Here is an 11,562-nt window from a genome sequence, read left to right on the forward strand (position 1 = left end):
TTCAAAGCACGAGATCCACGCCAGGCCCGGCCTCGCCCGACAGCACGCGGTCGCGCGCCACGCTGAACAGCGTCAGCAGGTCCTTGAAGGCCGGCAGGTCGAAGCCCGACTCGCCAGGCCCTGACCCGCGCACCACCAGCTCGGTCAGCATGCGCAGCGCAGCGGGCGGGTCGGCCCAGACCACCTGCAGGTGGGCCATCACGCTCAGGCAGGCATCCAGCGGTTTGCCGCGCCCGATGCTGACCTGCCAGCTGGGCGATGGGCGACGGAATGCAGCCTCGTAGCGCAGCGACAGCTCGGCAAAGCCACGCGACTCGCCTTGCACCTGGCACAGCTCCATCAACATCAGGTAGGGCATGGGCCCGCACTGCGGCTGATTGACCCGCGCCGCCAGCGCGTCGGCCACGGCATCGAGTTGGCCCAGCATGCTCAGGAACTCCACCTGGCGCTGCAGTTCCAGCAGCGAGTCCACCTGCGCAATGCGCGGGTCTTCGCTCACCGGCGGCGGCGTCAGCAGACGGCGGTTCAGGGGCTGGGTTTCGGCCATGGCTGCCGCCGGCAGCAGCGGCGCGGTGCGCTGGCTCAGCAGCACCTGACCCTCGTCGGGCAGTTCAGCGGGCAAGCGGCTCTCCACCGCCGGCGCAAAGGCGCTGATGCTGGCCGGCTGCGTGGAATGGGCCGAGTGCTGCGAATGCTGAGACGGCAAGGCGTCAGCGCCACCCAGCACGGGCTGGGCGCCAGCGCCGTCTGGCGCCAAGCGCGACACCTCGGCCTCGGCCGGCGCCGCGGCGCCCAGCGAGCCCCACACCGGCACGCCGCGTTGGCGACGTTCGCGCGACAGGGTCCAGCGATAGGCCGCCACCCCAGCGCCCAGGCTCAGGGCCAGGGTCCAGAACCACATCAACGGGTCGGCATAGCGCAGCGGCTTGGGCGGGCGCTGGGTGCGCACCGCCACGATCGCGTCGTCCGCCGGCGCCGAAGCCTGCGCGACCGGCGCGGAGGCGGTGGCTTCAGGTGCCGAGGCCGTTGCTGCCGGTGCTGAACCGGCAGCGGCGGCCTGCCGCTCGCGCAGCTCGGCCTGCAGCTGGGCCACCTGGGCTTCCAGGCGGGCGACCACTTCTTCCAGCGCGGCGTCGTTGCTGTCGTCAGGCGGCGGTGGCGCGGCTGGGCTCACGCGCGGAGCCGGCGGCTGCAGGATCTCGGGCGCATCCAGGCGCAGGCGCGGCTGCGCACTGGCAGGTGGCTTGCGCACCGCGACCGGCCGCTCAGCGCGCGGGCTGGGGGCACTGGCCTTGGTCGGAGGCGGCGCGGGCGGGGTCGCCGCCTCGCGCGGCGGCGTGGGCGCTGCGGCGGCGATGGGTGCAGCTGCCGGAGCTGGCGCCGGGGCCGCAATCGGCGGGCGCTCGGCAGGCTTCACCTCTGGCAAGACGGCGGGCACAGCAGGCCTGGAGGCTGGAGGCGGCGCAGCGGCTGGTGCTTGCTCCAGCAAGGCCATGAACTCGCGCGTGAAACGGCTCGGGCACCCGACCGCCAGGCTGACCTGCACCACGGGTTCATCCACCCGCACGGCACTGGTCAGACGGGCCCGCAGCTGCGGCGGCTCGCCTTCCAGGCGCATCTGCAGCAGGCCGGCCGGCACGCGCGCATCGCCCGCCTGGACGTCAACGCGCAGGCATTGCTCACTGAGCGCCTCGCTCGGGCCCAGGTTGATGGGGAAAAGCAGGTCCAGCGGCTGCCCCAGGCGCGAACGCACCAGGGGCGGCTCAACACCAAGCGCCCAGGGACTGGACGTCAGCGAGCACAGCAGCGTGAAGCAGGCACCCTGAAAGATCAGGCGCTCAGCCGTCTTGGGCATGGCCAGGCGGTATGGGCGAGAGGGATGGGATGGGGGAAGAAAGGCGCGGCGACTCTAGCATGCAGCCCTGGCGTCAAAGGGGCTCGTAAGCCCGGCACAATCGTCCCAAACACACAGTCTGCCGCGCCCGGGTTACAAGCCCAGGGCGGGCACACAAAGCCAGGGTCCAGCGCGCGTCATGAACGTCCACAGCCTCACGCCCGAAGAACGCAGCGCCATCGAGTCCGGGCCCTGGTTCAGCAAGCTCTCCGCCGCCTTGCGCCAGGGCATCCTGGATTGCAGCTCGGTGCGCCGCCTCAAGGACGGCTCCGCCCTCACCTACCGGGGCGAGCCCGCCGAGGAATGGTGCGGCGTGGCGCACGGCGCGGTGCGCATCAGCTCGGTCTCGCTGTCGGGCAAGCAGGTGGCGCTCACCTATGTGGAGCCCGGCATCTGGTTTGGCGACATCGCCCTCTTCGATGGCCTGCCGCGCACGCACGACGCCCACGCCCATGGCGACACCACCTTGCTGTGCGTGCGCAAGCCCGACTTCCACGCCCTGCTGGCCCAGCACACCGAGCTGTATGAAGCCCTGCTGCGCCTGAACTGCCGGCGCCTGCGCCTGATGTTCGACATGGTCGAGGACCTGAATACCCGACCGCTTGCAGCGCGCCTGGCCAAGCAGGTGCTCTTCCTGGCCCGCAGCTATGGCGTGACCGAGGGCAGCGAGACCCGCATCGGCCTGCAACTGGCGCAGGAGGACCTGGCCCAGTTGCTCGGCGCCTCACGCCAGCGCGTCAACCAGGAGCTGAAGAGCTTTGAACGCGACGGCGCAGTGCGCGTCGAGCCCACGCGCCTCGTCGTGCTGGACAGCGCCAAGCTGCTGGCCGCCGCCGGGAAGTAAACGGCCATGGACGCCTACACCGGCACCCGCGCGCCCTCGCACCCCCTCGACACCGCTGCGCTCAGCGCCTGGTTGGGCGCGCATGTGGCGGGCTTTCAAGGCCCGCTGTCCGTCGCGCAGTTCAAGGGCGGCCAGTCCAACCCCACCTACCAGCTCGACACCCCCGGCGCCAGCTATGTGATGCGCAGCAAGCCCGCGCCCGTGGCCCAGCTGTTGCCCTCGGCGCATGCCATCGAGCGGGAATTCCGCGTGATGCAAGCGCTGGCCAGCAGCGCCGTGCCCGTGCCGCGCATGCTGGCGCTGTGCGAGGACGAGTCCGTCATCGGCCGAGCCTTCTATGTGATGGAGTTCAAGGCCGGCCGCATCCTTTGGGACCAAAGCCTGCCCGGCCTGACCCCGCCCGAGCGCGCCGCCCACTACGACGAGATGAACCGCGTGATCGCGGCCCTGCACCAGGTGGACTTCCAGGCCCTGGGCCTGGCCGACTACGGCAAGCCCGGCAACTACTTCGAGCGCCAGATCGGCCGCTGGAGCAAGCAGTACCTGGCCTCGGTCACCCAGCCCAACCCGGCGATGGATGCCTTGATCGAGTGGCTACCGGCGCACATCCCGGCCTCGGCGCGCGATTCCGCCGAGGTCAGCATCGTGCATGGCGACTACCGGATGGACAACCTGGTCTTCCACGCCACCGAGCCACGCGTCATCGCCGTGCTCGACTGGGAGCTGTCCACGCTGGGGCACCCGCTGGCCGACTTCAGCTACCACTGCATGAGCTGGCACGTGAAGGCCTCCGGCATCGCGCGCGGCCTGGCCGGGCAGGATCTGGCGGCACTCGGTATTCCGGATGAGCGCGCCTATGTGGAGCGCTACTGCGAACGCACCGGCCGCGCCAACGTGAGCGCCGTGCTGCAGGACTGGAACTTCTACCTGGCCTACAACCTGTTCCGCATCGCGGCCATCGTGCAGGGCATTGCCAAGCGGGTCGAGGCAGGCACGGCGTCCAGCAGCCAGGCGCGGGAGGCGGCCGCTTCAGCGCGGCCCTTGGCCGACCTGGCCTGGCAGTTTGCCCAGCAGGCCTGATCAGCTCGGCCGGGTGGACTGGAAGGTCGAGGCCATCGTGGTCGGCCAGTTCATGGCCTCACCAATGCGGCCCTGGATGCGATGCGCCTCACGCGCCGCCGTTTCCAGCAAACGCACCAGGGCCTGCACGCGCTCCAGCTCGGGCTCGGGCATGGCGACCCGCAGGTAGAGGTTGCCGCGCAGGCACATCAGCAGGAAGGGCACGCCCTCAGGCAGCGCCTCCTTCAGCACGCGCTGCAGGGTGTCGCCAAACTCACCCTCGACCCAGGCGGCCAGCAGGTCCTTGTGGACCCCAATGAAGCCCAGGCGCTCGCGCAGCTCGCGGCCTTCCGGCGGCGCGAACTTGGGGAACATCACCAGCCAGCGCATCTCTTCGGGGGTCTCGGTGTCGAGCCGGGTCTGCAGCGTGTCGGTGTAGGCCTCGAAGACCGCCGCTTCCAGCTTGTCCATCAGCGTGCGGCAGACCACCATCATCTGCAACTCGGGGCTCAGGCCCATTTCAAGGCGCATGCGCAGCTCGTTGCCCTCGATGTAGTCGCGCTGCGACGGGCCCCATTCGACACGCAAGGGCCCCGGCTTGGCGCCGGGCTGGTCGATATAGAAGCCGATGCCCTCGGGGTGCAGCTGGAACTCGGCGCGCCGCGACTCGGCCCATTCCTGCAGCCCACGCCAGCGCGACGCATTGGCGCGCTGGACCAACCAGGTTTTGACTTGCTTTACGACCATGAGACCGGAGAATCCTTCAACCGACGTCGTTGACCGGAGGGCGCAATGCTTGAAGTCTACTCATGGCCCACGCCCAACGGGCACAAGATCCACATCATGCTGGAGGAATGCGGCCTGCCTTACCGCATCCACCCCATAGACATCGGCTCGGGTGCGCAATTCGACCCGGATTTCCTCGCCATCAGCCCCAACAACAAGATCCCCGCGTTGCGCGACCCTGACGGCCCCGACGGCGCGCCCATCAGCCTGTTCGAGTCGGGCGCCATCCTGCTCTACCTGGCGGGCAAAACCGGCTTTGGCCTGCCCACCGACACGCGGGGCAAGTACGAGGTGCTGCAATGGCTGATGTTCCAGATGGGCGGCGTGGGCCCGATGCTGGGTCAGGCGCATCACTTCCGCCTCTATGCCCCCGAGAAGCTGCCCTACGCCATCGAGCGCTACACCAATGAGGCCAAGCGCCTCTATGGCGTGATCAACAAGCGCCTGGCGCGCAGCACCTACCTGGGCGGCCCGGCCTACAGCGTTGCCGATATCGCCACCTTCCCCTGGCTGCGTTCCTGGAAGAACCAGGGCGTGGAGATGAACGACTACCCACACCTCAAGGGCTGGTTCGACGAGATCGCCAAACGCCCGGCCGTGCTGCGCGGCCTGGCAGCCTTTGAGGACAAGCCCCGTGCGCCGCTCAGTGACGCGGCGCGCGATGTCATGTTCGGCGCCCGGCAGTTAGCGCAGCGCTGATCAAAGGCGGGGCAGGTCGGCCCCTTGCGCCCGGCCCCAGGCCAGGCGCGCTTGGTCTGCATGGCGCTGGCTCTCGGCCGCGTTGCCGCGTGCGGCGGCCAGTTGCGCCAGCGCCTGATGGCTCCAAGCGCTCGGGCCATTCAGCCGCAGAGCCTCGGCCATTTCTTTGCCGGCTTCATCCAGCCGGCCCGCATCCATCAAAGCGCCCGCCAGGGCCAGGCGCGCGCCGCCGCCCAGCATGGGTGGGTCGGTGCCCAGCTCGTCGTCCAGATCGGCGGCCTTGCGCAGCTGCGTCACGGCCTCGTCAAAGCGCCGCTCGGTCCGCGCCAGGCTGCCCATCAGCAGCGCTTCGCTCAAGGCCACCAGCTTGACCGGCGTGTCCTCGCCCCACATCCGCGCCGCTTGCACCGCCGGCAGCGCCCGCAGGCGGGCCAACTCGACAGCTTCGGCCTTGGCCGGCACCAACTGCCCGGTGTGCAGCAAGGCCATGCCGCGCGCAAAGGCCACATAGGTGCGCAGCACACCCAGGCCCTCGCCTGGCATCGGCTCGGCCAGCACGTCCTGCCAGCGCTCCAGCCGCACCAGGGTCGCCAGCGGCAGCATCAAGGTGTACTCGCCGGCCGCATCGCCGAGGCGGCCGTAGCGCTTGGCCATGTCGCGCGCGGTGCTGAGCGACAGGTCCAGGCGGCCTTCCATCAGCGCCGCGTACCAGAGGAAGTGCAGGTGGTGCCGGTTCCACCAGCCGCCGCCCTTCACGCCTTGGGCGTTCAGCGTCGCGTCAAAGCGCTTCTGCACCTCCAGCGCCTGCTCGTTGGCGCGGCTGCCATCGGCAAAGCGGCCGATGTTCTTGTAGATGTGGCTGCCCATGTGCACCAGGTGCGGTGCCTCGGGCGCCACCGTGCCCAGCGCATCGGCCGCCGCCTCGGCCTGCTGCGGGCGCGGTGAATGCTCGGCCACATGGACGTAGAAGTGCAGCGCGCCGGTGTGCTGCGGATAGCGCTTGGTGATCTCCGCCAAGCGCTCAATCACGTCGCCCACTCGACCATTGGGCTGGCCGGTCTTGGGGTCCCACCACTCCCAGGAGAGGGTGTTCATCTGGGCGTCGGCATAGAGCGTCACCACGTCGGGGTCGTCCGGGTAGCGCTGCACCACGTCGCTCATCGCCGCCGCGTAGGCCAGCTCCTTGGGGTCGGCCTGCTTGGCCTTGCCGCGCGTGCTGCACAAGGCGCTGCCCATGGCCTCGTAGCGTTGCTGCGCCTGCTCGTCGGCGCGGCCGAAGCGCAGCGCCAACGCGTCGATCAAGGCGCGCTCCTTGGGCGTGACGCCGGCGGCCGCGGCCTGGGCCTTGGCCAGGTAGCGCCGAATGTCGCGCTGCGGGCCCCGGTCGGGGTTGTTGATATTGGGCCCCAGCGCATAGGCCACGCCCCAGGCGCACATCGCACAACTCGGGTCGCGCGCCGCTGCGGCACGGAAGACCCGCACCGCCTCGCCGTGCTCAAAGGCGTAGGCCAACTGCAGGCCCTGGGCAAACCAGGCGCGTGCCTGCGGGTCGCTGGCCGTGACCACAAAGCTTGAGGGGCCCAGCCCCGCCATCGCTGTGATCGACGTGGCCGGCGGCTCGGACTCCAGGGTCGTCACGCAGGCGCCCAGCAGGGTGGCGCTGGCACACAGGCTCAGCAGTGATGAAAGCTTGGGCATGCGAGTCCCCTGAAGGGCTGGGCTGGGGCGAACGCAGGATAGCGGCAAGTCCCGGCGCGGCCTGCCATGGCAAGCAAACGCTGGCCTAACGCTGCGGGCCCGACAGTGACGGCATGGCGGAAGGGTTCCGCCCCAACTTCTGGGAACTTCCATGAAACACACACTCGCCGCCGCCCTTCTCGGCCTGACCCTGGCGCCCGCCTGCCACGCCGGCTACACCGCCAGCACCACCGTCGACACGGCGGCCGGTTCGGTGATCAACCTCGCGCCGTTCGTGCAGGTGGTTGACGACCCGCTGCAGCGCAAAACCACGCAGAGCACGCCCAGCGCGCTGACCGACGCCCAGAGCGCCACGGCCGACTACCGGTCGAGCCTGTACAACCTCTCGGGCTCTGCCTCGGCGATGGCGCAAGCGTCGCCTGGCGCACTGCGCCTGCAAGCGGCCGCACAGGGTGCCACCAACATCACGCCGCCTGCCGGCGGCACGACGCGCGCCTTCCTGTCGAGCGGGGGCTATGCCTACGCCGAAGCACGCACCGTGGACACCATGGTCTGGACGCACAGCAGCGGCGCCACCGGCCTGGTCTACCTGGACCTGGTGGTGCGCTTTGACGGCACTGCCGATGTCAGCAAGAACAACGTCGGCGGCTGGAGCGATGGCTATGCCGAGTACCAGTGGGGCTTCAACATGCCCTGGGGTGGTGGCGCCTCGGGCGTGAAGGCCTACTCCTGGGACTCCTCGGACGTGGTGCGCGATAGCACGAGCTTCGGCAACTTCGTGGTGACCGTGCCCGTGTGGCTGGGCGTCCCGGTGGACCTGACGATGTGGGCCAGCGCCACCACGCGGGCCAATGGCTACTCCCAGTGCGACAACTGCAACTTCGTCGTCAACGGCGCCGCAGCGGCGCTGGGTGACTACAGCCACACCTTTGCCTGGCAGGGCGTGCAGGCCGCCCGCTGGGCCGACGGCAGCGCCATCGACGTGGCCGCGGTGTCCGGCAAGGGCGCCAGCGGCTTTGACTACGCCACCGCCGTGCCCGAAGCGACCACCACCGCCTATTTCCTGCTGGGCCTGGTGGTGTTTGGCCTGCTGCGCCGCCGCAGCAGCACGGCGACCGCCTGACGCGCCGCCGCGCAGGGCCACCCATTGGGGCGCCCGACCGACACTAAGGGCATGGTCACGCCAGCGTCCACGCCTCCCACCGCCTTGCACCTGCAGCTCAAGGGCACGCCCCGGCTGCAGCGCGGCGGCGATGGCCACAACGACGTCGTTTGGCAGGCCTTGCCGGCGCGGCTGGCGGCCTTGCTGGCCTTGCTGGCCGTGGACGGCCCACAGTCCCGCGCGCGGGTGGCCGAACTGTTCTATTCCAACCTCGACAGCGCCGCCGCCCGGCGCAACCTGCGACAGCTGCTGTTTGCCCATCGCACCCTGCTGGCCGAACTGCTGGACGGCCGCAGCGACGCGCTGGCGCTGAGCCCGGGCGTCAGCGCCGACGCCGCTGCGCCTCCCGACGGCGACACCGATGAAGCGCCACTGCTGGGCGCGCTGGCCTACGACGACGTGCCGGCGTTTGCCCAATGGCTGCAGGCCCAACGCGAACAGCGCCAGCAGCAGCGCATTGACACCCTGGCCAGCCAGGCCAGCGCGCTCGAAGCCAATGGCCAGATTGCGCCCGCGTTGGCGGTGGCGCAGCGGCTCGTCGCGCTGAACCCGGCGTCAGAGCACGCCCACCGCCGCCTCATGCGGCTGCACTACCTGCGCGGTGACCGGGCGGCGGCGCTGGCCGCCTTCGACCGCTGCGAGCAGGTGCTGCGCGACGAACTGAGCGCCAAGCCCGGGGCCGAGACCCTGGACCTGTTGGCCCAGGTCGAACAGGCCCACGCGCCCACAGCCCTGAGCGCACGCCCAGCCCCCGCCTCGATGCTGCGGCCGCCGCGCGTGGTGGGGCGCGATGCCGAATGGGCCCAACTGCACCAGGCCTGGCAAGCCGGCACCGGCTTGCTGCTGCTGGGCGAGCCCGGCATGGGCAAGAGCCGCCTGCTGGGCGACCTGGCGCTGGCCACGCCGGGCTGCTTGCTCATCAGCGCCGCAGCGGGTGACGCCGCCCAGCCCTACGCGCTGCTGTCGCGCCTGCTGCGCCACCTGCTGGCCGAGGCCGCGCCGCCGCCCAGCGCCAGCCTGCGCGCCGAGCTGGCCCGGCTGCTGCCCGAGCTGGGCGACACGCCGGCTATTGCCAGCGACAACGAACGCGCGCGCTTCCTGAACGCCACCCTGGCCCTGGCGCGGCAGGCCCTGGCGGCGGGGTGGCCTGGCCTGGTGCTGGACGACCTGCACTTTGCAGACACCGCCAGCCTGGCCGCCCTGCCGGGCCTGCTGGGCCTACCGGGCATGCGCTGGGTGGCGGCGGCCTGCCCGGCGGAGCTGGGCGCTGCGGCACAAGGGCTGGGCAGGCTCAGCGCGCGGCCCGCGCTGAACCTGCCGCCCCTGGACGTCAGCGCTGTGGCCGCGCTGCTGGACTCCCTGGCGCTGCCCGAGCTGCAGGGGCTCGACGCCACCGCCCTGCAACGCCAGAGCGGCGGCAACCCGCTGTTCCTGCTGGAAGGCCTGAAGCACTGGCTGTCCCAGCCCGAAAGCCGGCGCGGCGACCCGGCCAGCACGGTAGCCGTGGCGCCGCGCGTGGGCGAGCTGGTGCTGCAGCGGCTGGCTCGCCTGTCCCTGCCCGCCGTGCAGCTGGCGCGTTGCGCCGCGCTGGCCGGGCCCGACTTCAGCGCCGCCTTGGCCGCCGAGGTACTGGGCCAGCGCTTGATCGACCTGACCGAGCCCTGGTCCGAGCTGGAAGCAGCCCAGCTGCTGCGCGCTGGGACTCTGGCGCAAGACCTGGTGCGCGACGCCGCCCTGGCCTCTGTGCCCCCGGCGCTGGCGCGCGAGCTGCATGCGCAGATCGCAGGCTTCCTGGCCCGGCAGCCGGCCACGCCACCGGCACGCCTGGCAGCGCACTGGCAGGCCGCAGCCCGCTGGGACGCCGCCACCCAGGCCTACCTGGCAGCGGCGGCACAAGCGCGCCGCACGCTGCGCCGCATCGAGGAAGGCCACTGGCTGCGCCTGGCCGCCGATTGCGCCCGCGCCGGCGGCGACACGCGCGCCGAGTTCGAGTCCACCCTGGCCCGGGCCGAGGCGGCGCTGTGCGAGAGCCTGGGCGCCGAGCCGGCCCAACTGGCCCAGCAGGCGCTGCAGATGGCGGCCGGCGAAACCGAGCAACTGCGCGCGCTGGCGGTGATGGCCGCCACCATGGCGCGGCGCATCGACGACTTCGGGCCCCACCGCGCCGCCTGCGAGGAAGGCATCAGCAAAGCGCTGAGCCTGGGGCGGCCGGAGCTGGCCTTGCAGCTCGCGCTCCCCTTGGCGGGCAGCCTGCTCAACGCACGCGAGATCGGGGCCGCGCTGCGGCTGCTGGAGTCCCAGCAGGACTGGGCCCAGGCCGAGGCCGAGCCCGCCCTGTTGTGCGACTACCTCAACCACCTGGGCATGGCGCTGGACTACGCCAACCGCCTGGCCGACGCCGCCCAGGTGCATGAGCGGCAATGCGAGCTGGCCCGCCGCCACGGCCTGCACGAAGCCACCGCCACCGCGCTGGCTAGCCTGGGCGCCACGCTGGCCAAGCGCGGGCGCTTGCGGGCCGCCACGCAGGCGCTGCAAAGCGGGCTGCAGCTGGCACGCTCGCAGCAAAGCCTGGCCGGCCAGGTGCTGCACAGCCAAGCCACCCTGGGCTGGCGGCTGCGCGACCTGGGCGACTACCGCGACGCCCTGGCGCTGATGGAAGACGCGCGCGACGGGCTGGTGGCCGCCGGCCCCGGCACGGCGGCGGCGTTCAATGTCGTGCACCGGCTGGCGCTGGCCTATGCGCACCTGGGCCAGCACGCACGCGCGCGGCACACCCTGCAAAGCCGCAGTGGGGCCGACGACGAACTGCCCGCGCGGCAGGCACTGTGGCGGGCCCACAGCGCCGAGCTGGCACGCCTGGCAGGCGACACCGCGCTCGCCCGCGCCGATGCACTGACCGCCCTGCGCCTGCTGGAGGATCAACGCGACGACATGCCCTACCGCGTGGTCTGCCTGCTGGCCTGCCCCCTGCTGGAGCCCGAGGCCGGCGAGGCCATGGCCGCCGGCCTGGCCGCCTGGGCCGCCGCGCACGAACGCCACGGCCTGGCCCTGGCCGCGCACCTGCGCGGCATCGACTGCGCCTTGCGCACCAACGACGCCCAGCGCCTGCGAGGCCATCTGGAGGCCGCCCTGGGGCTGGGCCCAAGGTTCGACAGCGAGATCGTCTTCAAAGGCGAGTTCTGGCTGCGCTGCGCTGAAGCCCAGCTGCACCTGGGCAACCCGGCCGCCGCACACGCCCTGGCGGCGCAAGGGCAACGCTGGGTCCAGGCCTGCTGTGCCGAGCAGGTGCCGCCAGCGTTTGCCGACAGCTTCCTGCATCGCAACCCGGTGAACCTGGGCCTGCAGCGCTTGCAAGCCTCGATGCCCGATCCCGCCGCAGCGCCGGCGCACCCGCAGCGCCCGTGAGCCGCTGCTTGCCCC

The 11,562-nt window shown here is 71.3% G+C and carries 8 protein-coding genes; 5 read left to right on the plus strand and 3 right to left on the minus strand.

Annotated elements, in window-relative coordinates; translation table 11 throughout:
• Nucleotide 1: 1 nt before the first annotated feature.
• Nucleotides 2-1,855 (minus strand): hypothetical protein, encoded by a 1,854-nt coding sequence (locus tag ABDJ85_RS06580; protein WP_347703973.1) that lies wholly within the window; start codon nucleotides 1,853-1,855, stop codon nucleotides 2-4.
• Between the two features lie 178 nt (nucleotides 1,856-2,033).
• On the opposite strand from ABDJ85_RS06580, the gene ABDJ85_RS06585 reads away from it, so the two are divergent.
• The gene (locus ABDJ85_RS06585; RefSeq protein WP_347703974.1) at nucleotides 2,034-2,738 is read left to right on the plus strand and encodes a Crp/Fnr family transcriptional regulator; all 705 of its coding nucleotides are present in this window, start codon (nucleotides 2,034-2,036) and stop codon (nucleotides 2,736-2,738) included.
• Nucleotides 2,739-2,744: 6 nt separating this feature from the next.
• Nucleotides 2,745-3,818, plus strand: coding sequence for a phosphotransferase (locus ABDJ85_RS06590; protein WP_347703975.1), 1,074 nt, complete (start codon nucleotides 2,745-2,747; stop codon nucleotides 3,816-3,818).
• Here ABDJ85_RS06590 and ABDJ85_RS06595 read toward each other — a convergent pair whose 3' ends face one another.
• Nucleotides 3,819-4,544 carry a hypothetical protein gene (locus ABDJ85_RS06595; protein ID WP_347703976.1) on the minus strand — a complete coding sequence of 242 codons (726 nt, stop codon included), beginning with the start codon at nucleotides 4,542-4,544 and terminating at the stop codon, nucleotides 3,819-3,821. It abuts the gene before it with no gap.
• Between the two features lie 45 nt (nucleotides 4,545-4,589).
• On the opposite strand from ABDJ85_RS06595, the gene ABDJ85_RS06600 reads away from it, so the two are divergent.
• Nucleotides 4,590-5,282 carry a glutathione S-transferase N-terminal domain-containing protein gene (locus ABDJ85_RS06600; protein ID WP_347703977.1) on the plus strand — a complete coding sequence of 231 codons (693 nt, stop codon included), beginning with the start codon at nucleotides 4,590-4,592 and terminating at the stop codon, nucleotides 5,280-5,282.
• On the opposite strand, the gene ABDJ85_RS06605 is transcribed toward ABDJ85_RS06600, so the two are convergent.
• Nucleotides 5,283-6,980 carry a hypothetical protein gene (locus tag ABDJ85_RS06605; protein ID WP_347703978.1) on the minus strand — a complete coding sequence of 566 codons (1,698 nt, stop codon included), beginning with the start codon at nucleotides 6,978-6,980 and terminating at the stop codon, nucleotides 5,283-5,285.
• A gap of 151 nt (nucleotides 6,981-7,131) precedes the next feature.
• On the opposite strand from ABDJ85_RS06605, the gene ABDJ85_RS06610 reads away from it, so the two are divergent.
• Together ABDJ85_RS06610 and ABDJ85_RS06615 are read left to right on the plus strand one after the other, a co-directional pair.
• Complete coding sequence (locus ABDJ85_RS06610) at nucleotides 7,132-8,103, plus strand: hypothetical protein (protein ID WP_347703979.1); 972 nt, start codon at nucleotides 7,132-7,134, stop codon at nucleotides 8,101-8,103.
• 51 nt (nucleotides 8,104-8,154) lie between these two features.
• The gene (locus ABDJ85_RS06615) at nucleotides 8,155-11,547 is read left to right on the plus strand and encodes an AAA family ATPase (protein WP_347703980.1); all 3,393 of its coding nucleotides are present in this window, start codon (nucleotides 8,155-8,157) and stop codon (nucleotides 11,545-11,547) included.
• Nucleotides 11,548-11,562: the final 15 nt, after the last annotated feature.

The organism is Roseateles paludis (genome assembly GCF_039872745.1).
Lineage (GTDB): Bacteria > Pseudomonadota > Gammaproteobacteria > Burkholderiales > Burkholderiaceae_C > Pelomonas > Pelomonas paludis.

Bases quoted from the DNA above. Each gene is read 5' to 3' on its own strand.
- ABDJ85_RS06600 (WP_347703977.1), top strand. From the start codon at position 4,590: ATGCTTGAAGTCTACTCATGGCCCACGCCCAACGGGCACAAGATCCAC.
- ABDJ85_RS06585 (WP_347703974.1), top strand. From the start codon at position 2,034: ATGAACGTCCACAGCCTCACGCCCGAAGAACGCAGCGCCATCGAGTCC.
- ABDJ85_RS06610 (WP_347703979.1), top strand. From the start codon at position 7,132: ATGAAACACACACTCGCCGCCGCCCTTCTCGGCCTGACCCTGGCGCCC.
- ABDJ85_RS06580 (WP_347703973.1), bottom strand. From the start codon at position 1,855: ATGCCCAAGACGGCTGAGCGCCTGATCTTTCAGGGTGCCTGCTTCACG.
- ABDJ85_RS06605 (WP_347703978.1), bottom strand. From the start codon at position 6,980: ATGCCCAAGCTTTCATCACTGCTGAGCCTGTGTGCCAGCGCCACCCTG.
- ABDJ85_RS06590 (WP_347703975.1), top strand. From the start codon at position 2,745: ATGGACGCCTACACCGGCACCCGCGCGCCCTCGCACCCCCTCGACACC.
- ABDJ85_RS06595 (WP_347703976.1), bottom strand. From the start codon at position 4,544: ATGGTCGTAAAGCAAGTCAAAACCTGGTTGGTCCAGCGCGCCAATGCG.
- ABDJ85_RS06615 (WP_347703980.1), top strand. From the start codon at position 8,155: ATGGTCACGCCAGCGTCCACGCCTCCCACCGCCTTGCACCTGCAGCTC.